Here is a 26,237-nt window from a genome sequence, read left to right as displayed (position 1 = left end):
CGTATCGAGGCCGCTGGGGACGGGGGCGGAAACGAGAAGAACAATCGCAGGAGGTGGAGACCGGGGCGTGAGCCGGTTTCCCGTAATCCTTTCTGGACATCAGTGGGCCTTGTGGCTACACTGACCCTTTGCGCTGCCTATTAGCTGCCCCCTGCCCGTCACCAGGGGCACCGGTATGCGTGTAGAGAGTCCGAGCCCTCGGAAGGACCCCCTCTTGGCCGCCTCGCGCACTGCCTCGACTGCCAATTCGAACAACGGCGCCAGCACTGCCCCGCTGCGTATCTCTTTTGCGAAGATCAAGGAGCCCCTCGAGGTTCCGAACCTTCTCGCGCTCCAGACCGAGAGCTTTGACTGGCTGCTCGGCAACGACGCCTGGAAGGCTCGCGTCGAGGCCGCGCTGGACAGTGGACAGGACGTCCCCACCAAGTCCGGTCTGGAGGAGATCTTCGAGGAGATCTCCCCGATCGAGGACTTCTCCGGGTCGATGTCGCTGACCTTCCGCGATCACCGCTTCGAGCCCCCCAAGAACTCGATCGACGAGTGCAAGGAGCGCGACTTCACGTACGCGGCTCCGCTCTTCGTCACGGCCGAGTTCACCAACAACGAGACCGGCGAGATCAAGTCCCAGACGGTCTTCATGGGCGACTTCCCGCTCATGACCGACAAGGGCACCTTCGTGATCAACGGCACCGAGCGTGTCGTCGTCACGCAGCTCGTCCGCTCGCCGGGTGTCTACTTCGACAGCTCCATCGACAAGACGTCCGACAAGGACATCTACTCCGCCAAGATCATCCCCTCCCGGGGTGCCTGGCTGGAGATGGAGATCGACAAGCGCGACATGGTCGGTGTCCGTATCGACCGCAAGCGCAAGCAGTCCGTGACCGTGCTGCTCAAGGCCCTCGGCTGGACGAACGACCAGATCCTCGAGGAGTTCGGCCAGTACGAGTCGATGCGCGCCACCCTGGAGAAGGACCACACCCAGGGCCAGGACGACGCGCTGCTGGACATCTACCGCAAGCTGCGTCCGGGCGAGCCGCCGACGCGCGAGGCCGCGCAGACGCTGCTGGAGAACCTCTACTTCAACCCGAAGCGCTACGACCTCGCCAAGGTCGGCCGGTACAAGATCAACAAGAAGCTCGGCGGCAACGAGCCTCTGGACTCCGGCGTGCTGACCAACGCCGACATCATCGCCACGATCAAGTACCTGGTGAAGCTGCACGCGGGTGAGACCGAGTCGACCTCCGCCGAGGGCGACACGATCGTCATCGAGACCGACGACATCGACCACTTCGGCAACCGCCGCCTGCGTAACGTCGGCGAGCTGATCCAGAACCAGGTGCGCACCGGTCTGGCGCGTATGGAGCGTGTCGTCCGCGAGCGGATGACCACGCAGGACGTCGAGGCGATCACGCCGCAGACGCTGATCAACATCCGGCCGGTCGTCGCCTCCATCAAGGAGTTCTTCGGCACCAGCCAGCTGTCCCAGTTCATGGACCAGACGAACCCGATCTCGGGTCTCACCCACAAGCGCCGCCTCAACGCGCTGGGCCCGGGTGGTCTGAGCCGTGAGCGGGCCGGCTTCGAGGTCCGTGACGTGCACCCCTCGCACTACGGCCGGATGTGCCCGATCGAGACGCCGGAAGGCCCGAACATCGGTCTGATCGGCTCGCTGGCCTCCTACGGCCGGGTGAACCCCTTCGGCTTCGTCGAGACGCCCTACCGCAAGGTCGTCGACGGCACCGTCACCGACGAGGTGCACTACCTCACGGCCGACGAGGAGGACCGCTTCGTGATCGCCCAGGCGAACGCGCCCCTCACCGAGGAGATGCGGTTCGCCGAGGACCGGGTGCTGGTCCGCCGCCGTGGCGGCGAGGTCGACCTGATCCCGGGCGACGACGTGGACTACATGGACGTCTCGCCGCGCCAGATGGTGTCGGTGGCCACGGCCATGATTCCGTTCCTGGAGCACGACGACGCCAACCGCGCGCTGATGGGGTCGAACATGATGCGGCAGGCCGTGCCGCTCATCAAGGCCGAGGCGCCGCTGGTCGGCACCGGTATGGAGTACCGCTGCGCGGTCGACGCCGGTGACGTCATCAAGGCCGAGAAGGACGGTGTCGTCCAGGAGGTCTCCGCCGACTACATCACGGTGGCCAACGACGACGGCACGTACACCACCTACCGCGTCGCCAAGTTCACCCGCTCCAACCAGGGCACCTCCTTCAACCAGAAGGTGCTCGTGGACGAGGGCGCCCGCGTCATCGAGGGCCAGGTGCTGGCCGACGGTCCGTCCACCGACGAAGGTGAGATGGCGCTCGGCAAGAACCTGCTCGTGGCCTTCATGCCGTGGGAGGGCTACAACTACGAGGACGCGATCATCCTCTCCCAGCGCCTGGTGCAGGACGACGTCCTCTCCTCGATCCACATCGAGGAGCACGAGGTCGACGCCCGTGACACCAAGCTCGGCCCCGAGGAGATCACCCGGGACATCCCGAACGTCTCCGAGGAGGTCCTGGCCGACCTGGACGAGCGCGGCATCATCCGCATCGGCGCCGAGGTCGAGGCGGGCGACATCCTCGTCGGCAAGGTCACCCCGAAGGGTGAGACCGAGCTGACCCCCGAGGAGCGGCTGCTGCGCGCGATCTTCGGTGAGAAGGCGCGTGAGGTCCGTGACACCTCGCTGAAGGTGCCGCACGGCGAGACCGGCAAGGTCATCGGCGTCCGCGTCTTCGACCGCGAGGAGGGCGACGAGCTGCCTCCGGGCGTCAACCAGCTGGTGCGCGTCTACGTCGCGCAGAAGCGCAAGATCACCGACGGTGACAAGCTCGCCGGCCGCCACGGCAACAAGGGCGTCATCTCGAAGATCCTGCCGGTCGAGGACATGCCGTTCCTGGAGGACGGCACCCCGGTCGACGTGATCCTCAACCCGCTGGGTGTCCCCTCCCGGATGAACCCCGGCCAGGTCCTGGAGATCCACCTGGGCTGGCTGGCCTCCCAGGGCTGGAAGGTCGAGGGCTCCGAGGAGTGGATGCAGCGCCTGCAGGCGATCGGCGCGGACGACGTGGCGCCGAAGACCAACGTGGCCACGCCGGTCTTCGACGGTGCCCGTGAGGACGAGATCGCCGGTCTGTTCGAGGCCACGCTGCCCAACCGGGACGGCGACCGCATGGTCCAGCCCTCCGGCAAGGCCAAGCTGTTCGACGGCCGCTCCGGCGAGCCGTTCCCGGACCCGATCTCGGTCGGGTACATGTACATCCTCAAGCTGCACCACCTGGTCGACGACAAGCTGCACGCCCGTTCGACCGGCCCGTACAGCATGATCACCCAGCAGCCGCTGGGTGGTAAGGCCCAGTTCGGTGGCCAGCGCTTCGGCGAGATGGAGGTGTGGGCCCTGGAGGCGTACGGCGCCGCGTACGCACTGCAGGAGCTGCTCACCATCAAGTCCGACGACGTCACCGGCCGCGTGAAGGTCTACGAGGCCATCGTCAAGGGCGAGAACATCCCCGAGCCGGGCATCCCCGAGTCCTTCAAGGTGCTGATCAAGGAGATGCAGTCGCTCTGTCTCAACGTCGAGGTGCTGTCCTCGGACGGCATGTCGATCGAGATGCGCGACACCGACGAGGACGTCTTCCGCGCTGCGGAGGAGCTCGGAATCGACCTGTCCCGGCGCGAGCCGAGCAGCGTCGAAGAGGTCTGACGGAGTCGGCCGGGGCGAGCGTCCCACGTCCGCCCCGGCCAGCCCCGCGACCCGTTCAGACCATTGACATACGACCCTGAGAGGGATTGACGAGAGTGCTCGACGTCAACTTCTTCGACGAACTGCGAATCGGCCTTGCCACCGCTGACGACATCCGTCAGTGGTCGCACGGCGAGGTCAAGAAGCCGGAGACCATCAACTACCGCACCCTCAAGCCCGAGAAGGACGGACTCTTCTGCGAGAAGATCTTCGGTCCGACCCGGGACTGGGAGTGCTACTGCGGCAAGTACAAGCGCGTCCGCTTCAAGGGCATCATCTGTGAGCGCTGCGGCGTCGAGGTGACCCGCGCCAAGGTGCGCCGTGAGCGGATGGGCCACATCGAGCTCGCCGCTCCCGTGACCCACATCTGGTACTTCAAGGGTGTCCCCTCCCGTCTGGGCTACCTGCTCGACCTGGCGCCCAAGGACCTGGAGAAGGTCATCTACTTCGCGGCGTACATGATCACGTACGTCGACGAGGAGCGCCGCACCCGCGACCTGCCCTCCCTGGAGGCGCACGTCGGTGTGGAGCGCCAGCAGATCGAGCAGCGCCGCGACGCCGACCTGGAAGCCCGCGCCAAGAAGCAGGAGAGCGACCTGGCCGAGCTGGAGGCCGAGGGCGCCAAGGCGGATGTGCGCCGCAAGGTGCGCGAGGGCGCCGAGCGCGAGATGAAGCAGATCCGCGACCGCGCCCAGCGTGAGCTGGACCGGCTGGACGAGGTCTGGAACCGCTTCAAGAACCTCAAGGTGCAGGACCTGGAGGGCGACGAGCTGCTCTACCGCGAGCTGCGCGACCGCTTCGGGACCTACTTCGACGGCTCCATGGGCGCCGCTGCCCTGCAGAAGCGCCTGGAGACCTTCGACCTGGAGGAGGAGGCGGAGCGGCTCCGCGAGGTCATCCGCACCGGCAAGGGCCAGAAGAAGACCCGTGCGCTGAAGCGGCTCAAGGTCGTCTCGGCGTTCCTGCAGACCAGCAACAGCCCCAAGGGCATGGTGCTGGACTGCGTGCCGGTGATCCCGCCGGACCTGCGTCCGATGGTGCAGCTGGACGGTGGCCGCTTCGCGACCTCCGACCTGAACGACCTGTACCGCCGGGTCATCAACCGCAACAACCGTCTCAAGAGGCTCCTGGACCTCGGTGCCCCGGAGATCATCGTCAACAACGAGAAGCGCATGCTTCAGGAGGCTGTTGACGCCCTCTTCGACAACGGCCGTCGCGGCCGTCCGGTGACCGGCCCCGGCAACCGCCCGCTGAAGTCCCTCAGCGACATGCTCAAGGGCAAGCAGGGCCGCTTCCGGCAGAACCTGCTGGGTAAGCGCGTCGACTACTCGGCCCGTTCCGTGATCGTCGTCGGCCCGCAGCTCAAGCTGCACCAGTGCGGTCTGCCCAAGGCGATGGCGCTGGAGCTGTTCAAGCCGTTCGTGATGAAGCGGCTGGTGGACCTCAACCACGCGCAGAACATCAAGAGCGCCAAGCGGATGGTCGAGCGCGGCCGCACGGTCGTCTACGACGTGCTGGAAGAGGTCATCGCCGAGCACCCGGTTCTGCTGAACCGTGCGCCCACGCTGCACCGCCTCGGTATCCAGGCCTTCGAGCCGCAGCTGGTCGAGGGCAAGGCCATTCAGATCCACCCGCTCGTGTGCACCGCGTTCAACGCGGACTTCGACGGTGACCAGATGGCCGTGCACCTGCCGCTGTCCGCTGAGGCGCAGGCCGAGGCCCGCATCCTGATGCTGTCCTCGAACAACATCCTCAAGCCGGCCGACGGCCGGCCGGTGACGATGCCGACGCAGGACATGGTCCTGGGCCTGTTCTTCCTCACCACGGACGAGGAGCAGCGCGTCACCAAGGGCGACGGCCGCTCGTTCAACTCCACCGCGGAAGCGATCATGGCGTTCGACGCCGGGGAGCTGTCGCTCCAGGCGAAGATCGACATCCGGTTCCCGGCCGGCACCACCCCGCCGCTGGGCTGGACCCCGCCGGCGCCGGAGGAGGGTGAGCCTGAGTGGCAGCCCGGTGACCCGTTCCGGCTGCGGACCTCGCTGGGCCGTGCGCTCTTCAACGAGCTGCTGCCCGAGGAGTACCCGTTCGTCGACTACACGGTGGGCAAGAAGCAGCTCTCCCAGATCGTCAACGACCTGGCCGAGCGCTACCCCAAGGTCGTCGTCGCCGCGGCGCTCGACAACCTGAAGTCGGCCGGTTACTACTGGGCGACCCGTTCGGGTGTGACCATCGCGATCACGGACGTCGTCGTCCCGGACGCCAAGCCGGAGATCATCGCCGGTTACGAGGCGCAGGACGAGAAGGTCCAGAAGCAGTACGAGCGCGGTCTGATCACCAAGGACGAGCGCACGCAGGAGCTCATCGCCATTTGGACCAAGGCGACCAACGAGGTCTCCGAGGCGATGAACGAGAACTTCCCGAAGACGAACCCGATCTTCATGATGGTGGACTCGGGCGCCCGAGGGAACATGATGCAGATGCGTCAGATCGCCGGTATGCGTGGTCTGGTGTCGAACGCGAAGAACGAGACCATCCCGCGGCCCATCAAGGCGTCGTTCCGCGAGGGTCTCTCCGTGCTGGAGTACTTCATCTCCACGCACGGTGCCCGTAAGGGTCTCGCCGACACAGCCCTGCGTACCGCGGACTCGGGTTACCTCACCCGTCGTCTGGTCGACGTCTCGCAGGACGTGATCATCCGCGAGGAGGACTGCGGCACCGACCGCGGCCTCAAGCTGTCGATCGCCTCCAAGGGCGAGGACGGCGTGCTGCGCAAGGCCGAGGACGTCGAGACCAGCGTGTACGCGCGCTGCCTCGCCGAGGACATCGTCGTCGACGGCATGGTGCTGGCCCCGGCCGGTACCGACCTGGGCGACGTGCTCATCGACGAGCTGGTCCGGCACGGTGTGGAGACCGTCAAGACGCGGTCGATCCTCACCTGCGAGTCGCACGTGGGCACCTGCGCCATGTGCTACGGCCGCTCGCTGGCCACCGGCAAGCTGGTCGACATCGGCGAGGCCGTCGGCATCATCGCAGCGCAGTCGATCGGTGAGCCCGGCACCCAGCTGACGATGCGTACCTTCCACACCGGTGGTGTGGCCGGTGACGACATCACCCAGGGTCTGCCGCGTGTGGTCGAGCTGTTCGAGGCCCGTACGCCCAAGGGCGTCGCGCCGATCTCCGAGTCGGCCGGCCGGGTCCGTATCGAGGAGACGGAGAAGACCAAGAAGGTCGTCGTCACCCCCGACGACGGCTCGGACGAGACCTCCTACAGCGTCTCCAAGCGCGCCCGGCTGCTGGTGGGCGAGGGCGACCACGTCGCCGTCGGCCAGCGGCTGACCGTCGGTACGGAGAACCCGCACGACGTGCTCCGTATCCTCGGCCAGCGCGCGGTCCAGGTGCACCTGGTGGGCGAGGTCCAGAAGGTCTACAACTCGCAGGGTGTGTCGATCCACGACAAGCACATCGAGATCATCATCCGGCAGATGCTGCGCCGTGTGACGATCATCGAGTCCGGCGACGCGGAGCTGCTGCCGGGCGAGCTGGTGGAGCGCACCAAGTTCGAGTCGGAGAACCGGCGCGTGGTGCAGGAGGGCGGCCACCCGGCCTCCGGCCGTCCGCAGCTGATGGGCATCACCAAGGCCTCGCTGGCCACCGAGTCCTGGCTGTCGGCGGCGTCCTTCCAGGAGACGACCAGGGTCCTGACCGACGCGGCGATCAACGCCAAGTCGGACTCCCTGATCGGCCTCAAGGAGAACGTCATCATCGGTAAGCTCATCCCGGCCGGTACGGGCCTGTCCCGCTACCGCAACATCCGGGTCGAGCCCACCGAGGAGGCGAAGGCCGCGATGTACTCGGCTGTCGGCTACGACGACATCGACTACTCGCCCTTCGGCACCGGTTCAGGGCAGGCTGTCCCTCTGGAGGACTACGACTACGGCCCCTACAACGCCTGAGTCCCTCACCTGCGCCGCGGGGCGGTCACCCAGTACGGGTGACCGCCCCGCGGTCGTATTCGCAGGGGGGCGAACCGGTCACAGACGGCCCGCGTCATGGATGATGGAGGGTGACGGCAAGTGAGCTGGGAGGTGGGGGCCGGTGGCGTACGGACCGTGGAACACCGGGGGTGTCCCGGGGCAGGGGCAGGGCGGCTTTCCGAGCCCGAATCCTGGTCCGGGCCCGAGCCCGGTTCCGGGCCTGGGGTCCGGGCCGGTTCAGGGGCAGGGCCAGGTACAGGGCCAGGGCCAGTTGCAGCCGCAGATCGGTGGGATGCGCGCCTCGCACACGGACCGCGAGCGGGCGATCGACGTGCTCAAGGCGGGCTTCAGCGAGGGACGGCTGGGTCAGGAGGAGTACGAGCAGCGGCTGGCGCGGGCCTCGCAGGCGCAGACGTACGCGGAGCTGAACATGCTCATCGCGGATCTGCCGCAGGGTCCGGTGCCGATGCCGGCGCCGCAGCCGGCGTATCCGGTGGTGCCGCGCACGTTCCTGCCCGCGCCTCCGCCGCGTACCAACGGGTCGGCGGTCGGTGCGCTGGTGTGCGGGGTGCTGACGCCGATGTACGGGCTCACGGCGATTCCGGCGGTGATTCTCGGCCATAAGGCGAAGGCCGAGATCCGGCGGACGGGGGAGCAGGGCGACGGGCTGGCGACGGCCGGTCTGGTGCTGGGGTGGCTCGCGATCGGCGGAATCCTCGCCCTCATTCTGATCCTGGTCGCCGCGGCCTGATACGGCCTGATGGCCGGCGCCGCTGGGAAGGGGCTGCCCCTTGCGGTGCGCTGCATGGCTGCGGGTGCTTTGTGGTTGCGCGCACAGTTCCCCGCGCCCCTGACGGGGCTGGGTGGGCCGCGGCGTGAAGGATGCTTCCTTCTCGCAGGTCGGGGGCGCTATCGTGGCCGGTCCATTTGTTTTGACCCCAGCCGATGAGGTAGGTACCCTCAATCCCTGTGCCTGGGGTGTCCCCTGCGCTGTTGTCCCCCGCGGATGCGGTGTCCGCAGCCGCGGTGACGGTGCGCGCAGCTTGAGACGCCGGGATCTGCATGCTTCTCACCATGGAGAAGTCTTCCGCCCTGTGCGGAGATCTGCAGTCTTCGACACACCCGACCTCGTGGGTCGGGCGTGGCCCAGGTTAGCTTTACCGAGACTGGCACACAGAAACCGGAGAAACGGTGCCTACGATCCAGCAGCTGGTCCGCAAGGGCCGGCAGGACAAGGTCGAGAAGAACAAGACGCCCGCACTCGAGGGTTCGCCCCAGCGCCGCGGCGTCTGCACGCGCGTGTTCACGACCACCCCGAAGAAGCCGAACTCGGCCCTGCGCAAGGTCGCCCGTGTGCGCCTGACCAGCGGGATCGAGGTGACCGCCTACATTCCGGGTGAGGGTCACAACCTGCAGGAGCACTCCATCGTGCTCGTGCGCGGTGGCCGTGTGAAGGACCTGCCGGGTGTTCGCTACAAGATCATCCGCGGCTCCCTCGACACGCAGGGCGTCAAGAACCGCAAGCAGGCTCGCAGCCGCTACGGCGCCAAGAAGGAGAAGTAAGAATGCCTCGTAAGGGCCCCGCCCCGAAGCGCCCGGTCATCATCGACCCGGTCTACGGCTCTCCTCTGGTGACCTCCCTCATCAACAAGGTGCTGCTGAACGGCAAGCGCTCCACCGCCGAGCGCATCGTCTACGGCGCCATGGAGGGGCTGCGCGAGAAGACCGGCAACGACCCGGTCATCACCCTCAAGCGTGCGCTGGAGAACGTCAAGCCCACCCTTGAGGTCCGCTCCCGCCGTGTCGGTGGCGCCACCTACCAGGTTCCGGTCGAGGTCCGCCCCGGCCGTTCCTCCACTCTCGCGCTGCGCTGGATCGTGGGGTACTCCCGCGCCCGCCGCGAGAAGACCATGACCGAGCGTCTGATGAACGAGCTGCTCGATGCCTCCAACGGGCTCGGCGCCGCCGTGAAGAAGCGCGAGGACACGCACAAGATGGCCGAGTCCAACAAGGCCTTCGCGCACTACCGCTGGTAGTCGCTACCCCCATCGAGACCGAGAGAAGACTGAAGCCTTATGGCTACCACTTCACTTGACCTTGCCAAGGTCCGCAACATCGGGATCATGGCGCACATCGACGCGGGCAAGACGACGACCACCGAGCGGATCCTCTTCTACACCGGTCGCAGCTACAAGATCGGTGAGGTCCACGACGGCGCTGCCACGATGGACTGGATGGAGCAGGAGCAGGAGCGCGGCATCACGATCACGTCCGCCGCGACGACCACTCACTGGCCGCTCAACGGCGTCGACTACACCGTCAACATCATCGACACCCCGGGCCACGTCGACTTCACCGTCGAGGTGGAGCGTGCGCTGCGCGTCCTGGACGGTGCCGTGACGGTGTTCGACGGTGTCGCCGGTGTGGAGCCGCAGTCCGAGACGGTCTGGCGGCAGGCCGACCGCTACGGCGTTCCGCGCATCTGCTTCGTCAACAAGCTCGACCGCACGGGTGCCGAGTTCCACCGCTGCGTCGACATGATCAGCGACCGCCTGGGCGCGATCCCGCTGGTCATGCAGCTGCCGATCGGCACCGAGGCGGACTTCAAGGGCGTCGTCGACCTGGTGTCGATGAAGGCCCTCGTCTGGTCGCCCGAGGCCAAGATGGGCGAGATGTACGACACCGTCGACATCCCGGACACCCACGCCGAGGCGGCCGAGGAGTGGCGCGGCAAGCTGCTCGAGGGCGTCGCGGAGAACGACGAAGAGATGATGGAGCTGTACCTGGAGGGCCAGGAGCCCACCGAGGAGCAGCTCATCGCGGCGATCCGCCGGGTCACCCTTGCCTCCACCGGTGGCGAGGGCGCCGTGACGGTGACGCCGGTCTTCTGCGGCACCGCGTTCAAGAACAAGGGTGTGCAGCCGCTGCTCGACGCGATCGCGCGGTACCTGCCCTCCCCGCTGGACGTGGAGGCCATCGAGGGCCAGTCCCCGAAGGACGCCGAGGAGATCATCAAGCGTCGTCCCTCCGAGGAGGAGCCGATGTCGGCGCTGGCGTTCAAGATCGCCAGCGACCCGCACCTCGGCAAGCTGACCTTCCTGCGCGTCTACTCCGGCCGCCTGCACACCGGCACCCAGGTGCTGAACTCGGTGAAGGGCCGCAAGGAGCGCATCGGCAAGATCTACCGGATGCACGCGAACAAGCGTGAGGAGATCGAGTCGGTGGGTGCCGGCGACATCGTCGCCGTCATGGGTCTGAAGCAGACCACCACCGGTGAGACCCTCTGCGACGCGAGCAACCCGGTGATCCTGGAGTCGATGGACTTCCCGGCCCCGGTCATCGAGGTCGCCATCGAGCCGAAGTCGAAGGGCGACCAGGAGAAGCTGGGCGTCGCGATCCAGCGGCTGGCCGAGGAGGACCCGTCCTTCCAGGTCAAGACCAACGAGGACACCGGCCAGACGATCATCGCGGGCATGGGCGAGCTGCACCTGGACGTGCTGGTCGACCGCATGAAGCGCGAGTTCAAGGTCGAGGCCAACGTCGGTAAGCCGCAGGTGGCCTACCGCGAGTCGCTCCGCAAGAAGGTCGAGAAGGTCGACTACACCCACAAGAAGCAGACCGGTGGTTCCGGTCAGTTCGCGAAGGTGCAGATCGACGTCGAGCCGCTCGAGGGCGACGGCTACGAGTTCGTCAACCAGGTCACCGGTGGCCGTATCCCGCGGGAGTACATCCCGTCCGTGGACGCGGGCTGCCAGGAGGCCATGGAGTTCGGTGTGCTGGCGGGCTACCCGCTGACCGGCGTCCGCGTGACGCTGCTCGACGGTGCCTACCACGACGTCGACTCCTCCGAGATGGCGTTCAAGATCGCCGGTTCCATGGCGTTCAAGGAGGCCGCTCGGCGGGCGAGCCCGGCCCTGCTGGAGCCGCTGATGAAGGTCGAGGTGACGACGCCCGAGGACTACATGGGCGACGTGATCGGCGACATCAACTCGCGGCGCGGCCAGGTCCAGTCGATGGAGGAGCGCGGTAACGCGAAGCTCGTCACCGGCCTGGTACCGCTGTCGGAGATGTTCGGCTACGTCGGGGACCTGCGCAGCAAGACCTCCGGTCGTGCGACGTACTCCATGCAGTTCGACTCCTACGGCGAGGTTCCCAAGAACGTCGCCGAGGAGATCATCGCGAAGGCCAAGGGCGAGTAATCCATCCACTCGCCCAGGGGCGAGTATGAGACCCGTGCTCACCCCTTAGGCTGGAGCAAAAGGCATTCGGGGCACTCCGGTACAGATCGCTCGGTCATCCGAACGGTCCGTGCCGGGGGCGCCCCGTCCGCCGGCCCACCCAAGCGAACAGGTCAAGGGCGTCCCCCTCGGGGTCCTGACCGGTTCGGTACGACCACCTGAACCCCTCCGCAAAATGTGGAGGGTGTACAGCACCAGTCCACAGGAGGACCCCAGTGGCGAAGGCGAAGTTCGAGCGGACTAAGCCGCACGTCAACATCGGCACCATCGGTCACATCGACCACGGCAAGACCACTCTTACCGCGGCGATCACCAAGGTGCTGCACGACGCGTACCCGGACCTGAACGAGGCTTCGGCGTTCGAGAACATCGACAAGGCTCCCGAGGAGCGCCAGCGCGGTATCACCATCTCCATCGCGCACGTCGAGTACCAGACGGAGAACCGTCACTACGCCCACGTTGACTGCCCGGGTCACGCGGACTACATCAAGAACATGATCACCGGTGCCGCTCAGATGGACGGTGCCATCCTCGTGGTCGCCGCCACCGACGGTCCGATGCCGCAGACCAAGGAGCACGTGCTCCTGGCCCGCCAGGTCGGCGTTCCGTACATCGTCGTCGCCCTGAACAAGGCCGACATGGTGGACGACGAGGAGATCATGGAGCTCGTCGAGCTCGAGGTCCGTGAGCTGCTCTCCGAGTACGAGTTCCCGGGCGACGAGGTTCCGGTCGTCAAGGTCTCCGCGCTCAAGGCCCTCGAGGGCGACGAGAAGTGGGGCCAGTCGGTCGTCGAGCTGATGAAGGCTGTCGACGAGGCCATCCCGGCCCCGGAGCGCGACACCGACAAGCCGTTCCTCATGCCGATCGAGGACGTCTTCACGATCACCGGTCGCGGTACGGTCGTCACCGGCCGTATCGAGCGCGGTACCCTCAAGGTCAACGAGTCCGTCGACATCATCGGCATCAAGGACACCAAGACCTCGACCACCGTCACCGGTATCGAGATGTTCCGCAAGCTCCTCGACGAGGGCCAGGCCGGTGAGAACGTCGGTCTGCTGCTCCGCGGTATCAAGCGCGAGGACGTCGAGCGCGGCCAGGTCATCATCAAGCCGGGCTCGGTCACCCCGCACACGGAGTTCGAGGCGCAGGCGTACATCCTGTCGAAGGACGAGGGTGGCCGCCACACCCCGTTCTTCAACAACTACCGCCCGCAGTTCTACTTCCGTACCACCGACGTGACCGGCGTGGTGACCCTCCCCGAGGGCACCGAGATGGTCATGCCGGGCGACAACACCGAGATGAGCGTCCAGCTCATCCAGCCCGTCGCCATGGAAGAGGGCCTCAAGTTCGCCATCCGTGAGGGTGGCCGGACCGTGGGCGCCGGCCAGGTCACCAAGATCGTCAAGTGACCCGGCTGCGCTGACCCCCTCGCGGGGCTCGGCTTGGAGGGCCCGTACGGCTGTGATGCCGTACGGGCCCTCTTCGTCTGCGCGGCCCGCGCTCGTACGATGGACGGGTCGGCGCGCACCCCTGGCTGATGGGGGCGCGACCCTTCTTTCCCATACGGAGTGAACTGTGCTGCGCACCATGTTCAAGTCCAAGATCCACCGAGCCACGGTCACCCAGGCCGACCTGCACTACGTCGGTTCCGTGACCATCGACGCGGAGCTGATGGACGCCGCCGATCTGCTGCCCGGCGAGCTGGTCCACATCGTCGACATCACCAACGGCGCCCGGCTGGAGACCTACGTCATCGAGGGCGAACGGGGCAGCGGCGTCCTCGGCATCAATGGCGCCGCAGCCCATCTGGTACACCCCGGGGACCTGGTGATCCTGATCAGCTATGCGCAGGTGGACGAGGCCGAGGCGCGCCAGCTGAAGCCCCGCGTCGTCCATGTGGACGCGGACAACCGCATCGTGGCCCTGGGCGCCGACGCGAGCGAGCCGGTGCCGGGCTCACGGAATTCGATGCGGCCGCCGCACGCGGTGGCGCGCGGCTGAGGCCGCCCCGAAGGGGCGCGGGGAACTGCGCGAGGACCACAACGCACCCGCAGCCCGCGGTCCACCGCCGGGGACAGCACCACCCCGAACAACACAGCTAGGCGGCTTCCCCGCGGAGAATGCGCTCCGCGCCGTCCACGACCTCCCGCACGATCTCGGCCGCGGGCCGGACGTCATGGATGAGCCCTGCCGACTGCCCGGCCATCGGCAGATACGCGTGGATGCGTCCCTCGCGCGCGGCCTGCATCAGCTGGGGCCCGGCGGTGGCCGGATCGACACGTTCGGGGTGCTCTTCCAGCTCGTCGAGGAAGGGCGTACGCAGCGAGCGGGGCACGCTGTGGCAACCCGGCTGGGAGAACGGCGGCAGGACGCGGTCGTGCTGGGTCACTTTGACCGCGTCCCGTCCGTCCGACGCCACGATCCGCTGCTTCCACTCCTCGCTGATGTTCATCTCCGCCGAGGCGAGCAGCCGGGTGCCCAGTACGACGCCCTGGGCGCCGAGTGCCAGCGCGGCGGCCAGCCCGCGCCCGTCGGCGATACCGCCCGCGGCGACGACAGGAATGTCACCCGCCACATCGACCACCTGCGGCACCAGCACCATCGTGCTGACGTCCCCACCGTGCCCGCCCGCCTCGCCGCCCTGCGCGACGATCACGTCCACCTCGGCCCGGACCGCCTGCTCGGCTTCCCGCACGTCCTGCACCTGCTGGACCCAGAGGATTCCGGCCTCGTGCGCGCGGGCCACCAGATCGGCGGGCACGCTCATATGGAAGGAGATCGCGGCGGGCCGCTCCTCGATGGTCGCCTGGAACGCCTCCTCGTCGAGGGGGCGCATGGTGTGGTTGATCGCGAAGGGGCGGTCGGTCAGCTCCCGCAGCCGCGCCCACTGCTCTCGGAGCGCCGGCAGCGGCCCTCCGCTGCCGACAGATCCCAGCCCGCCTGCCCGGCAGACCGCCGCCGCCACCTCCACCTCCTCGAACGGCCCGAACGGCGCGCCGATCACCGGTACGTCGATGCCGAGCGTCTCGCACAGGGGGGTGCGGAGCATGGTGGGACCTCCCGGATGTCCATGGCCGAGCCGACCCCTCGATGCTGGCGCCACCCCCGTGACCCGGGACGCATTGGAGCGACCCCGCCCGCCCGGACCACTCTTTCGGATGCCCCGCCTGCTGTTCAGGGGGCGTAGCGCGGGAGCCCGTCGGTGGAGACGGTCCACTCGCCGATGGTGATGTCCTCGCCGTAGACGAAGTCCTTGCGCGTGGCGTAACGGGGGCCGGCCGGGGTGGGGTGGATGTCCGACAGAACGGCTCCCTCGCCCGTACGCGGGTCGAAGACCACGTACACCGGGATTCCGAGCAGCGGATAGTCCCGCATCTTGCCCGTCCAGTCGTTGTCCGGGTTGGACCGGGAGACGACCTCGACGGCAGCGACCAGGCTGCGTGGATCGAAGGGCCCCTCGACCTCCATATCGGCCTCGGCGATGACGATGATGTCGGGATGGCGGACGACGCGATGCTGTGCGTCCTCCACGTCAGGGGTACCGGTATGGGCGAGCAAGCCCTCCGGCATCACCTTCTCCAGGCGACGGCTGACACGCGCCGCCGTCAGCTCGTGCGGTCCCCCCGGCGACACCATGTCGTGAACGATTCCTTCTCTCGTGATCTCCAGCTTGCCGGGCACGCTGCTCTGTATGCGCTCGACGATGTCCCGCATCGCTTGGTACTGGACGGCGTCGTGCTCCGAGTGGTGCGAGGTGATCGTCACGGCGCGCGCTCCCTTCTGCCTGCGATCGCCGGAGGTCAGTGGCACTCATGCTAGCCGCGTGCGAGCCCCTTCCACATGGCCCGTCGCGGCACTCCCGGCAGCGGCCGGGGGCGGGCGCACGAAAGGGGCGCCCGCAGTCGGGGCACTCCTGGAGCGGGTCCGGGCGGGGGCCTGACGGCCGGGAGGCGGGCAGCGGCGGTGGCAGCAGCGCGGTGAGCCGGTGCGCCAGTAGTGCCGCCGGGCGCCGCAGCTCGGTGACCGGCGGGAGGTGCGCGGTCAGGGTGCGCCGTACGGCCTCGGGCCGCACCCCGCGCTCCAGCCAGGCCGCCACGGCGGGGGAGAGGCGGGCCGTCTCCCGCTCGGACAGCAGCAGGCGGTCGTCGTCGCGGCGCAGGGCGGCGAGGAGCGCGACGGCCGTGGCGTCCCGTGCGGGGTCGGCGCCCTCGGGCGCGGGGAGCGGGGTCCTGGGCGCGGGAGGTGCGGGCTCAGGCGTCGAGGCGGAGGGCGCCGACGGCGGCGCTGTCGGCGTGGCCGGTGCTGGTTCCTGTGGTGCGGCGGGCGTCTGCCGCGCGTGCGGCTCGCCGGGAGTCTCCGCCGGGTGTGCGTACGACACCGTACGGGTGACGACCCGTCCGCTGGGAGTGCGGCTCACCGTCCGCGCCAGGTACCCGTACGCCTCCAACTCGCGCAGTGCTGCGGCGATACGTGCTTCGCCCTCGGGGAAGCGGGCGGTCAGCGATTTGATGTCCACCCTCGTTCCGTCCGGCACGGACTGGATGTGGACGGCGAGCCCGATCGCGAGGAGCGACAGCTCCCGGTGCTGGGCGAGGTGGTTGCCGACGACCGTGAAGCGGTCGCGGTGACGGAACTTGATGTGGACGACGCCGGAGCGGCGCGCGGGCGCGCTAAGCTGCTGAACAGCCATCGGGAAGCCTGTTTCTTCCTTGATGGTCAGGCCCTCGATCGGGATTGCCGTCCCGGCCGGGGGCCGTCGCATGTGTGCGGTTGTCGTGCTGGAGCCTATGCCAGCCAACGGTCGTAAAGGCCAGCCAAGTTGGCCACGTTCACTCGTGTGGGTGACGGGAGGCTGGTGGGGCTTGGTGAGGTGCTTCGCCGGTTCCTTTACGCCCTTGACCTCGCGGGCCACCGGGTCGCGGCGGACCGCGACCCGGTGAGCGCGGTGCCGGCCGGCACGGCGATCTCGGCCCACACCGTCTTGCAGGGCGACGGCCCGTACGTCACGCCCCATCGTTCGCTCAGCGCCGCGACGAGCAGCAGCCCGCGCCCCGACTCCGCCTCGGCGGCGGGCGGCTGGGGAGGCGACGCGGTGTCCAACGCCCGCTCGCTCCGGGTGTCCGACACTTCGACGCGGACGAAGCCCGACGCGTCGGCGGTACGGACCCTGAGCCGGAAACTGCGCCCCGGTACGCGACCGTGCAGCGCCGCGTTGGCGGCCAGTTCCCCGACGACCTGCGCGACGGACTCCGTCGGCAGCCCGCGCGAGCCGAGCTCGGCAACGGTGAGGAGGCGCGCGAGGCGCGCCCCACGCCGGGTGGGGGAGAGCAGGACGGTGAAGTCCAGCCAGGCAATGGGGGTGGTGGTCTCGTTGATCACCTCACCCAGCGTGGCCGCCTGTGCGCGCTCTGGACAGATGAGACGAGCGAACGAACGGAGGCTGTCCGGAAGCGCAGGCGGGATAGTACGGGTTGTACGCCGTAACCGGAGCAGTTTTACGAATTCTGTGACAAAGCATGCCGAGCCGCTCCTACGGTATGCGTACTCGACTGCGGACGGAGGCAGTACGCATGGCCGAACACGACGACGAATGGGAGGCGGGGCTGGAGGACGACTCCAGCGCCGTACTCCGGGCGGTCAGCCGGCAGATCAAGCTCTGGCGCGAGGCAGCGGGCATGACCCAGGGCGAGTTGGGCGCGGCGATCGGCTACGGCGAGGAGATGGTCTCCGCCGTGGAGCGCTGCAAGCGGCTCCCCAAGCCGGAGTTCCTCGACGGTACGGATGTAGCACTGGGCGCGGACGGGAAGATCTCCGCGATGAAGGAGGACGTCAAGCAGGCGCGGTACCCGAAGAAGGTCCGCGACCTCGCGAAGTTGGAAGCGAAGGCCGTGGAACGCGGTGCCTATGGCGACCACAACATCGACGGGCTGCTGCAGACGGAGGAGTACGCACGAGCGCTGTTCGCGCAGCGACGTCCGGCGTACAGCGAGGAAGAGATCGACCGCCAAACGGCCGCCCGGTTGGCTCGACAGGAGATCCTTGAACGGAAGCCTGTGCCCACGCTCACCTTTGTTCAGGAAGAGGTGACTCTGCGAAGGCCCATCGGCGGCAGGGTAGTGCTGCGCCAGCAACTCGAACACCTGCTGGAGGTCGCTCAGTTGCGGCACGTGACGATCCAGGTGATGCCAACGGTGTGCGAAGAGCATGCGGGCATGACAGGTGGTCATCGAGTGCTCAAGTTCGCAGATGGCAAGACGTTGGGCTATGCAGAGGCCCAGCTCACTAGCCGCTTGATCTCTGACCCAAAAGAGGTGCAGATCCTAGAGATGCGGTATGGCATGCTGCGCTCACAGGCGCTCACTCCGCGTGAGTCGCTGGCCTTCATTGAGAAAGCGCTGGGAGAAACATGACGCTGAAGCTTTCCACCGGAGTCGACTCTGGGCTGGAGTGGGTCAAGAGCAGCTACAGCAGCGACGACGGTCCCGACTGCGTTGAGGTCGCTGCCACGCCCGGCACGGTCCACATCCGCGACTCCAAGAACAAGCCGGGGCCCCGGCTCGCCGTCGCGCCGACCACCTGGGCGGCTTTCGTCACGTACGCGGCCACCCGCTGACGTGCGCCCGAAACTCGGCCCCGCGCTGGAGTGGGTGAAGAGCAGCCACAGCAGCAACGACAGCCCCGACTGCGTCGAGGTGGCTGCCATCCCCGGCACGGTCCATGTCCGCGACTCCAAGAACACGCCGGGCCCGCAGTTGGCCGTCACCCCGGCCACCTGGGCCACCTTCGTCTCGTACGCCACCACCAACTGACATACACCTCTCCCGCGCCCCCGTCTCGACCAGGCGGGGGCCCGGGCAGACGACGGTCCCTCCTGCGCCGAGACGAGGATCCACCGGCACCCGCTCCAAAATCGTCACCCCCTTGGGCAGTGACGATTACCAGCACCCCGCGCGCGGCCGGTCCTCACCTGGCTCGACCTCTACCGGCTGCGCCCAGCCGCCCACGGCATCCAGCACGGCGAATTCCCCCGCCCAGCCCGGCCTCCAATGCCTCCTGACGGGCTTCGCCGTCCTCGTGATCACCCCGCGCCATTCCTCCGCAGGCGCCTTCCTGCCTGACCGGGACGTTGCGAGCCCGTCATCCGTTGAGGCCGCATCGGCCCGTTCGTCGATCACCCCGGCAGGGTGTGGACTTGGCCTCGCCATCCTCGGCAAGCATCTGGCCGTTCCAATCCGCGAGCGAAATAGGGGGGCCGTCCGTACATCGAAGGGCCACAGAAATCCGAGCTCTTACGCCGAAACCAGTTCCTACGTACCCTCGTGAAAAGCAGGGCGATTCTCAACTTGATCGCCGTGTGAAACGGGGGAAGGGGAAAGCGCGTGCGATTCTGGGTCTATTTTCGATTGCTGGCCGCCATCGGGACCATCGTCGTGATGATGATGTGGGGTCGGCGCAGGGCCGAGGTGCTCAGGGAGATCGACCAGGGCGGGCTCGCGGTGCTGACGGAGTTGGTGACGGGTCTCGCCATACCAATGGTGCTCTTCGTAGCGCTGCTGTCCATCCCGTTCGAAATCTACGTGCTGCGCAGGCGGCGGTCCTGGTACCACCGGGCCAGCATCGTGGTGATCGGGTTGAACGCGGTCCTCGGGGTCGGCAGTGCCACGACCCCTCCGGAGTCGGCGCTCCTCGCGGAGGAGGTGGCGGCATACAGCACCACTGACCGGGCACTTCTCGCTGCCTACCTGTTTCTCGCGTTCTACTACCTGTTCTGGAGCATGACGATCGTCACCGTGGCCATGGTCGTCTTCTTCGCAGGTGCCGAGCCCGCGGACAAGACGGCAGAATCCGCCCAGACCCAGGTCGCTTTGGACGCAGGCCCGACGCTGGCCCAGCTCGGCCTGATATTGACCGCCGCCGGCAACACCCAGGCATACGACTGGGACAAGGGATGGCAACAGCTGATTCTGCCCGTCGGCGTCGGCGTCGGTCTGCTCGTCCTCACCCTGGTGATTCTGGCCGGGTACCGCCGTGCGCGAAGCTAGGGCGGCGATCGCAGGGGAGGGACGGTGATGACCGGTCCGGGACGTCAGGGCATGTAGTCCGGGAGCAATCTCGCGAACTCCCGCGCCTGTCTCGCTTGGGAGTCGGCCCGGTTGTAGTCGAAGGAGGCGCCGAACCGGAGGACGAGGATGCCCTTCTTGATCAGCCAGCGGCTCGGGCGCCCCCCGGGGATGGAGCGACGGGCGCGGGGGTTCATCGGGACGGGCCGGGTCAACCGCAGCGTGCGGGCCCGGCGTTCGGTGACGTCCGGGACACCGGGCGGCACGGCGGTGAAGTAGCGGGTCTCGTTGACCAGGTAGTTGTCACCCATCCCGCGGGAGGTCCAGCAGTGGTGCCAGATCACCCACACCTCGGCCCCCCGGACCCGCTTCACCATGGCGAGCTCCGAGCGCCGGGCTGCGACGGCCACCACGCGAGGAACCGGAACACTGCACTCGGCCAACGGGCGCCACCCTAGCTGCTCCGCCTGCGCGCGCTCCTTCTCCCGGACGCGCCTCTGCGCCGCCCTGGACCGCCGCTCGGCGGGCAGCGCCCATGCGCAGCAGGCCAGAAAGAAGCCGAGCAGGACGAGGACGAAGACATACCCGGCAGTCACAGCTGTCCCCTACCCTCGTGGGCAACCCGGAACCCGCGAACTTCCCCTCAGCTATCGGAAGGGCGGGTACCAGGCTCGCGGCAGGCCTTGGATCTGCTGGATCTCCGCGACTTCGTCATTCACGATGCGGAACGAGGAGTACGTCGCCGGATAGTTCACCGCAGACATGGAGTGCTCCCGGCTGATCACCACGAGCTCCGCCGCCGGCTCCACTCCCGCCCCGCTTCGCAGGAAGGAGCGAAACCCGATGGACGGATCGTCGAAAATCTCGACATTCTCCTGAGGCGAGCCGCCGCCGGGACGGAAGGTGATCCGCCACACGGTTTCCCACCCGCCGCCGTCCAGTTCCCGGTAATCACCCCACTCCGTCTGCCACAGAAAAGCTGCCGAGTATTCCTGATTCACCGGACCCCTTACTGCTCTTCCGCAGTCCCTACTCGTAGGCCGATTGGAGGCCCGGATGCGTATGCGCGTCGACTTCGTGGGCGTGGAAGCGGTCCTCCACGCCCCAGAACTGGACGAGGAAGAACTCGTCCACGCCCTTCAACTCCTTCTCGTGCCCCTGCCACGCCCGCTCGATCGGCGCGTGACTCTTTCGCAGGGGAACGGGATCGACCTCGGGAGCCACGCAGAACGCGACCCGTATCCGGTACTGCCCGGGGCCGGGAAGTGAGAAGACGTTCTCGTCCAGACCGGCAGCGATGACCTCGATCCCGAGCACACCGCTGGGCATCTCCACCTCTGTCTCCTCGACCCGAGCCCAGTCCCCTTCCAACGGCGGCTCGTCACCTGTGCCCTGGGGGCCCCAGCTCTCCAGCCGCAGCCGAATGAAGGCGACGTTCGACACCAGGTCGGGGTAGACCATCCCCCGCCTGGTCCGAAGCCAACTGCCTTCCGCGGGCGCGACCAGGCCACGGGCATCGCGGCCAGGTTGCATGTCCACGACGCCGAAGGTGCCGTAATCGACGGTGACTTGCATCTCGGTGCGGTCCAAAAGCCTCATGCTTCAACGACTCCCCACCGCTGACACTCAGTTCCCGCCCCTCGGATGCAGTCGACTCCGCGTTCGGCGGCGTACGAGCGTCGTATGAGGTGACGTACCCCGCGTCGGTCGGCAGCCCGATGGGCACGCCGCGGGCCAGTGCGCGGACGTCACTCCGAACGGCGGCGACCGGTCGCCCGGTCCCACACAGCGTCGAACTCCTCCGCCGAGATCACACAGGCCGTGAACTCTGCCTGGGCCTGCACATCCTCGATCGGCCCCACGGGGATCTCACCGAGGCCGGTACCCCCGCATGACTCCGCCTCGTCGGCCCACCCCAGTCGCCCGTCCCGGAAAGTCTCCACCTTCCGGACCTCGTAGCCGTCGCCCCCGATCTCGCTGTGGATGACCACCGGCTCGTCGTCGAAGCCGTGATGCCAGTGAACTCTCCAATATGCCCTCCCCTGCACGACTGTTCCTCCTGCTCATCGGGAGGCCAGCATGTTTCGGGCTTCCATGAGGGCGAAGCCCAGCAGGTTGAGACCTCGCCACGAAGATGGTGAGTGCGCTCGTTCGTCGGTTGCGGCCAAGCCGATGCCCCAAACCCTGTCCAGCGGACTCGCTTCGACCAGCACGCGATCCCGGGATTTCAGCAGGAAGCTCCGCAGCTCTGGGTCGGCTGAGAACTTCGCGATGTTTCCACGGACCACAATGCCGTACCGGTGCTCGCGCCAGGCGTCCTCCTCGAAACCCCGCACCTGTCGGCCGAGTGCTTTGGCCTCACCGGGATGGAGGGTCGCCAGAATGCGCTCCGCCGTCTCGTCGTCACCGAACAGCCACGCTTTATGAGCCATCATGTAATGCTCTGCGGACCGGAACGTGTGCCCCTCTGCGGGAAACGGACTCTCCCACCACTGGCTGAGGCACCCGCGCCCGACACTGCCATCTCGTTCACGCTGATTGCCCCAGAAAAACAGAAAACGCAGGCGATGGCCTGACCGCTCCAGGTTCACCCCTTCTTCGACTGATCGTGGCAGGGTGATGGCCGGGGACGTAGGCCCAGCTCTTGTGCCCCGCTCTCTCTCGCCGTCGGCCATGGGCCTCTACTCCTTATTCTGCCTGTGCCGCAGGGAAGTTGATCCTCTGCGGAGTGCGCGGACTGCTATCACTAGCCAGAGGTTCCGTTTGAGTCCTTCGAGCTTGTCCTCCCGCTACTGCTCGAAGAGGTCGCGGAGGTATTCGTCCAACTGTTCCGGCAGAGTCGCCCTGTTGATCTTCCTCAGAAAGTAGAAGTCGTCTGGGCGTGTCGGACCCGTGATATCGATTTCGGAGATGGCATGCAGTTGAGCTTCAAGGGCACCCTGATTGCTCTCCAGAGCAGCGGCTGCGGAAAGTGTGCGCACGAGAACACGTACGTCCTCTTCCGAATAGCTGGAAGTGAGGTCCGTAGTTGTATCCGCTGCTCGGTTCCGGACCTCGGGTTCGGGAGAAAGGATGTCTTTGATCATCTGAACCAAGTCTTCGTGAGGGACGGCCATTCTCGCCTGTTCCTGCTAGGGAGTGGGAAGTTGCTGGGCCGAGGGATGTGGGCGCTGTTGGCCGCAGCCGGGTGTGTGTGGTGGTGCCCGTGGAAGGTCGGCACGCGGATCTCGTCGAGGTCACCGAAGCCGGACGCCAGACCCTCCCCGCCGACCCGGCCAGCGCGGACGGCGCCCGGTCCGCGAAGGCTGCCCCGGCCCGGTCAACGCTGCGATAAGAACTGCTGGGCCACCAGCTACAGGCGTCCCGGTTCGCCGTCGGTGACGAACCGTGTCAGGGATTGCTCCAGCAGCTCGAGAAACTGCCGAAGGTCATCAGCCACCTGGTCGAGCTCGGGTTCGTCCAGCGACGCTGTCCGCGTCCGGTAGATCACTCCGCCAGGGCTGGCAACATAAGACAGGCCGCCACCGTTCGAGCCGATGACCAGGCCACCGTCCTTCTGATCCGCGCCGGCATCGACAGCTCCGTACTGGTGGAGCCGGAGCAGGACATCGGCTGCCGGGTCGACGAAGTAGCCGTTGCCGACGTCCTCCCAGGTGACGTAGCCGATGCTGTCGTAGAAGGTGCCCAGGTCGGCAGGGAGGATGCTGACCTGGGCAAGCGCGCGAGCTGCGATTTGGTCTGCGTGGTCGGCTAGCCGGACCTCGTTGGTTCCAGGGGGAAAGCCGTGCTGGCGCTCGAAATCGTCTGTCATTGCCTTCAGAGTCTCCGAGACCCTGCTGGTCCACGAGGTCAGCCAGGCGGGTGAAAGCGAACGGTCCCTCATGGTGCCGGAGCATGGCACGAGCTGCGGACGTCCGTACGCGCCCGGCAAGCCTGCGTTGAAGGTCAGCGCAGTGCCCTGTGCGTAGACGAGATAAACGGCGACCTGCGCGTTTTCGATTCCGCCGGCGGTGCCGGTGCACTGGCACTGGACACGACGATGTGCGCGCCCTTCTTCACATCGTGCAGGTGCTCCAGCATGTACTCACGCACGTCATCACACACGGCGCGCACCCGGCGCCGGGCCTCACCCCGCGCAATGGCCCGCTATGCGGCCCATCAGGACCTCGAACACCTCGTGCCAGCGGGCAGGGCCCACGCTGTGACCCGCGACCATCGTCTCTTCGTTTGTCCACACAACACACGATGATCAGCGGTGGCTGTACCCGTCTGTCGGCCGGCCCGTACTGGCTCTCCCGCGTCACAGGCCGAGGGGTTCATCGGTCGCCGGGTGTAGGTCCCTCGCCTCATGCACGCTATGACCCCGCTGGCTATGGTCGGCACTCATGCAGACAACGGGGATTGTTCGCCGCCAGGCGGCGGAGCGCAGGCGCGACACTCTGGAACGGCTCGTCACCGAGCGGGATGTATGGGTGTCGACAGCACATCCCGACCACGGGCCGCACCAGGTACCGCTGTGGTTCATGTGGGATGGGCGGGCAGTATGGATGTGCACCAGTGCCACTTCCGCGACTGCGCGAAACGTGCGCGAGGAGCCGCGCGTGCGCCTGGCGCTGCCGGACACCCTCGACGTGGTGCTTCTCCAGGGTGAGGCGGAATGCTTCCCGGACCAGGACGTGCCCGCAGACGCGGCCGAGGCGTTCGCCGCCAAGTTCGGGTGGGACCCGCGCGCGGAGGAAAGTTCCTTTCTGTATGTGCGCGTGGCTCCTAAGACCGTGCGCGCTTGGCGCGGTGAACCGGAACTACGCGGCAGAGTCATCATGCGCGATGGGACGTGGCTTGAATAGCGGCCGCCGCTGACCGACACCCCTCCCAACACCTGCGAGATCACGATCTACGGCTGGCTGGAGTACTAGCTGTATGAGGCCATGAGGTTGGTGACGCTTGCGTGGAGTCGGGAGGCCGGGGGCTGGTTCCCGGCGGCAGTGTGGGGCTGCTCGACCAGGCCGTCCCTCACCTGCAATAGACGAGCTCGCGCCTCGTCCAGCGAGAAGCACACGGGGAAGGCCCACTGACGCATCAGGCATAGGGCAGGGTGATGGGCAGGGACGTAGGCTCAGCGTGCGTGCCCTGCTGCTCTCTCCCCGTCGGTCATCCGCCCTGACCCTTGATCTTCCAGTGCGCAGAGGAGTCGGTCTCCTCGCGGAGCGAGTTTAGTTCGGCGTCACTCAGCGTGAACGGCGCGGCGCAGACCACCAGGAACTCAACTTTTTGCTCGTCGCTCCACTCATTCCAAACTGCAAGGTTGCTCACGTAGTCCCGAATCAGGGATCGCTCGTGTTCGCGCCCTTGCCAGCCTCGCCACTTGTCCCACCGTGCGGCCCGACCAATGTCTCCCTCCTCCCTGCTTGCCTCGATCAGAGAGCGCAAAATGCGTTCATGGGCGGCAGCCAAATGCGGACTTCCGAAGAACGGCTCTGGGGGTACATCGTCGAATTTCAGGCGAGTCAGCGCTGCAGACAGAACTTCCAGCTCCGTCAGGGAGAGCTCAATCTTCACTTTGCTCCTTGGCCACTCGAACTGATCGGAGCCTGTGTGTCATGACTTGGAAGAGGCGGTCTCACGTGCTCGGGCGTCTCCCGCCATTCCTACGCGAACCCGTCAGGAAAGTGCTCGTAGTAGTGGTCGATCCCTAACAGTGGCACTGTGCTAAAAGTGTCGATCGTTAGGTGGTGGACCCGCCTGCTTGAGGGTCGCTTCCGGGCAGGCCGTGAAGCGCGAGAACTGCTTGACGTTGCTGCTCTACTGTTCCTACTGACGCAAAGGGTGCGGGATCGAGAATATAGACTTCTTCCTGAGAAACCGCTCGAGTATGGGGATCGAAGGTGTATGCGTACAGGCCGTCGCGCATCTGGATTTGCGACCCACTCAACGTGACGTCTTTTCTTCCCCCCTGGCAGCACAGCAGTAGGCCTTCTTTTTCCAGATCCTCCCTCGCAAGAGCAAGACATCGAAAGAAATTTCCAGCTTCGTACTCCTTTCTCCTTCCGTCTTCTCTCGTGCACGCTAGACGATGCGGGTGCATGCCCAGCAGTTCGATTCGTAGGGATTCGGTCACGCCTGAACTGTTCTGGGTCGCCAGTGTGACGCTGTTCATCAATTCGCTCCCTTGTAGTTGGGGTTCGGGTGCCATGTATGGGATCGATACCACGCCCCGACTACGTCC

At 66.9% G+C, this 26,237-nt stretch carries 26 protein-coding genes; 14 read left to right on the top strand and 12 right to left on the bottom strand.

What is annotated here, in order from left to right; genetic code table 11:
- Positions 1-214 precede the first annotated feature (214 nt).
- From rpoB to panD, 8 genes are all read left to right on the top strand, one after another.
- A complete protein-coding gene (gene rpoB / locus HC362_RS12915; protein WP_209266993.1) occupies positions 215-3,697 on the top strand; it encodes a DNA-directed RNA polymerase subunit beta in 3,483 nt (1,160 codons plus the stop codon).
- A gap of 95 nt (positions 3,698-3,792) precedes the next feature.
- A complete protein-coding gene (locus HC362_RS12910; protein ID WP_243084079.1) occupies positions 3,793-7,692 on the top strand; it encodes a DNA-directed RNA polymerase subunit beta' in 3,900 nt (1,299 codons plus the stop codon).
- A gap of 313 nt (positions 7,693-8,005) precedes the next feature.
- Positions 8,006-8,464, top strand: a complete 459-nt coding sequence (locus tag HC362_RS12905) for a DUF1707 and DUF4190 domain-containing protein (RefSeq protein ID WP_243084078.1) — start codon at positions 8,006-8,008, stop codon at positions 8,462-8,464.
- 440 nt (positions 8,465-8,904) lie between these two features.
- Complete coding sequence (gene rpsL, locus HC362_RS12900) at positions 8,905-9,276, top strand: 30S ribosomal protein S12 (RefSeq protein ID WP_003948652.1); 372 nt, start codon at positions 8,905-8,907, stop codon at positions 9,274-9,276.
- Between the two features lie 2 nt (positions 9,277-9,278).
- Positions 9,279-9,749, top strand: coding sequence for a 30S ribosomal protein S7 (gene rpsG / locus HC362_RS12895; RefSeq protein ID WP_019354980.1), 471 nt, complete (start codon positions 9,279-9,281; stop codon positions 9,747-9,749).
- A 39-nt stretch (positions 9,750-9,788) separates the two neighbouring features.
- Positions 9,789-11,912 carry an elongation factor G gene (fusA, locus tag HC362_RS12890; protein WP_243084077.1) on the top strand — a complete coding sequence of 708 codons (2,124 nt, stop codon included), beginning with the start codon at positions 9,789-9,791 and terminating at the stop codon, positions 11,910-11,912.
- Positions 11,913-12,166: 254 nt separating this feature from the next.
- Complete coding sequence (tuf, locus tag HC362_RS12885) at positions 12,167-13,360, top strand: elongation factor Tu (RefSeq protein WP_209266990.1); 1,194 nt, start codon at positions 12,167-12,169, stop codon at positions 13,358-13,360.
- A gap of 166 nt (positions 13,361-13,526) precedes the next feature.
- Positions 13,527-13,952, top strand: coding sequence for an aspartate 1-decarboxylase (gene panD, locus HC362_RS12880; RefSeq protein WP_243084076.1), 426 nt, complete (start codon positions 13,527-13,529; stop codon positions 13,950-13,952).
- A gap of 97 nt (positions 13,953-14,049) precedes the next feature.
- Here the strand turns inward: panD and HC362_RS12875 are convergent, their stop codons facing one another.
- Together HC362_RS12875 and HC362_RS12870 are read right to left on the bottom strand one after the other, a co-directional pair.
- On the bottom strand, positions 14,050-15,000 hold the full coding sequence (locus HC362_RS12875) for a nitronate monooxygenase family protein (RefSeq protein ID WP_243084075.1): 951 nt from the start codon (positions 14,998-15,000) through the stop codon (positions 14,050-14,052).
- A 125-nt stretch (positions 15,001-15,125) separates the two neighbouring features.
- On the bottom strand, positions 15,126-15,716 hold the full coding sequence (locus tag HC362_RS12870; RefSeq protein WP_243084074.1) for a Uma2 family endonuclease: 591 nt from the start codon (positions 15,714-15,716) through the stop codon (positions 15,126-15,128).
- Between the two features lie 778 nt (positions 15,717-16,494).
- Between HC362_RS12870 and HC362_RS12860 the strand changes: the two genes are divergently transcribed.
- Positions 16,495-16,758 (top strand): hypothetical protein, encoded by a 264-nt coding sequence (locus tag HC362_RS12860; RefSeq protein ID WP_243088947.1) that lies wholly within the window; start codon positions 16,495-16,497, stop codon positions 16,756-16,758.
- An 80-nt stretch (positions 16,759-16,838) separates the two neighbouring features.
- Here HC362_RS12860 and HC362_RS12855 read toward each other — a convergent pair whose 3' ends face one another.
- On the bottom strand, positions 16,839-17,330 hold the full coding sequence (locus HC362_RS12855) for an ATP-binding protein (protein WP_243084073.1): 492 nt from the start codon (positions 17,328-17,330) through the stop codon (positions 16,839-16,841).
- Positions 17,331-17,521: 191 nt separating this feature from the next.
- On the opposite strand from HC362_RS12855, the gene HC362_RS12850 reads away from it, so the two are divergent.
- From HC362_RS12850 to HC362_RS12835, 4 genes are all read left to right on the top strand, one after another.
- The gene (locus tag HC362_RS12850) at positions 17,522-18,361 is read left to right on the top strand and encodes a helix-turn-helix transcriptional regulator (RefSeq protein ID WP_243084072.1); all 840 of its coding nucleotides are present in this window, start codon (positions 17,522-17,524) and stop codon (positions 18,359-18,361) included.
- The gene (locus tag HC362_RS12845) at positions 18,358-18,564 is read left to right on the top strand and encodes a DUF397 domain-containing protein (protein WP_243084071.1); all 207 of its coding nucleotides are present in this window, start codon (positions 18,358-18,360) and stop codon (positions 18,562-18,564) included. Before HC362_RS12850 ends, HC362_RS12845 begins: the two co-directional genes overlap by 4 nt.
- Before the next feature lies 1 nt (position 18,565).
- Positions 18,566-18,760 carry a DUF397 domain-containing protein gene (locus HC362_RS12840; RefSeq protein ID WP_243084070.1) on the top strand — a complete coding sequence of 65 codons (195 nt, stop codon included), beginning with the start codon at positions 18,566-18,568 and terminating at the stop codon, positions 18,758-18,760.
- 570 nt (positions 18,761-19,330) lie between these two features.
- Positions 19,331-19,993 (top strand): hypothetical protein, encoded by a 663-nt coding sequence (locus tag HC362_RS12835; RefSeq protein ID WP_243084069.1) that lies wholly within the window; start codon positions 19,331-19,333, stop codon positions 19,991-19,993.
- A 44-nt stretch (positions 19,994-20,037) separates the two neighbouring features.
- On the opposite strand, the gene HC362_RS12830 is transcribed toward HC362_RS12835, so the two are convergent.
- The 7 genes from HC362_RS12830 to HC362_RS12800 form a co-directional block, all read right to left on the bottom strand.
- Positions 20,038-20,607, bottom strand: a complete 570-nt coding sequence (locus HC362_RS12830; RefSeq protein ID WP_243084068.1) for a hypothetical protein — start codon at positions 20,605-20,607, stop codon at positions 20,038-20,040.
- A 51-nt stretch (positions 20,608-20,658) separates the two neighbouring features.
- Complete coding sequence (locus HC362_RS12825; RefSeq protein WP_243084067.1) at positions 20,659-21,012, bottom strand: hypothetical protein; 354 nt, start codon at positions 21,010-21,012, stop codon at positions 20,659-20,661.
- A gap of 28 nt (positions 21,013-21,040) precedes the next feature.
- Complete coding sequence (locus tag HC362_RS12820; protein ID WP_243084066.1) at positions 21,041-21,610, bottom strand: hypothetical protein; 570 nt, start codon at positions 21,608-21,610, stop codon at positions 21,041-21,043.
- A 149-nt stretch (positions 21,611-21,759) separates the two neighbouring features.
- The gene (locus HC362_RS12815) at positions 21,760-22,059 is read right to left on the bottom strand and encodes a hypothetical protein (RefSeq protein WP_243084065.1); all 300 of its coding nucleotides are present in this window, start codon (positions 22,057-22,059) and stop codon (positions 21,760-21,762) included.
- Positions 22,060-22,074: 15 nt separating this feature from the next.
- Positions 22,075-22,686, bottom strand: a complete 612-nt coding sequence (locus tag HC362_RS12810; protein ID WP_243084064.1) for an NADAR family protein — start codon at positions 22,684-22,686, stop codon at positions 22,075-22,077.
- A gap of 114 nt (positions 22,687-22,800) precedes the next feature.
- Entirely contained in the window at positions 22,801-23,097 is a 297-nt protein-coding gene (locus HC362_RS12805) for a hypothetical protein (protein ID WP_243084063.1), read from the bottom strand.
- 266 nt (positions 23,098-23,363) lie between these two features.
- Positions 23,364-23,822, bottom strand: coding sequence for an SMI1/KNR4 family protein (locus HC362_RS12800; RefSeq protein WP_243084062.1), 459 nt, complete (start codon positions 23,820-23,822; stop codon positions 23,364-23,366).
- A 574-nt stretch (positions 23,823-24,396) separates the two neighbouring features.
- Here HC362_RS12800 and HC362_RS12795 point away from each other — a divergent pair.
- Positions 24,397-24,858 carry a pyridoxamine 5'-phosphate oxidase family protein gene (locus HC362_RS12795; protein ID WP_243084061.1) on the top strand — a complete coding sequence of 154 codons (462 nt, stop codon included), beginning with the start codon at positions 24,397-24,399 and terminating at the stop codon, positions 24,856-24,858.
- A 304-nt stretch (positions 24,859-25,162) separates the two neighbouring features.
- Here HC362_RS12795 and HC362_RS12790 read toward each other — a convergent pair whose 3' ends face one another.
- Together HC362_RS12790 and HC362_RS12785 are read right to left on the bottom strand one after the other, a co-directional pair.
- Positions 25,163-25,570 carry a hypothetical protein gene (locus tag HC362_RS12790; protein WP_243084060.1) on the bottom strand — a complete coding sequence of 136 codons (408 nt, stop codon included), beginning with the start codon at positions 25,568-25,570 and terminating at the stop codon, positions 25,163-25,165.
- A gap of 166 nt (positions 25,571-25,736) precedes the next feature.
- Entirely contained in the window at positions 25,737-26,168 is a 432-nt protein-coding gene (locus HC362_RS12785; protein ID WP_243084059.1) for a hypothetical protein, read from the bottom strand.
- Positions 26,169-26,237: the final 69 nt, after the last annotated feature.

It is taken from the genome of Streptomyces sp. 891-h (assembly GCF_022760275.1).
Lineage (GTDB): Bacteria > Actinomycetota > Actinomycetes > Streptomycetales > Streptomycetaceae > Streptomyces > Streptomyces spirodelae.
This window is presented reverse-complemented; position numbering and strand designations above follow the sequence as displayed.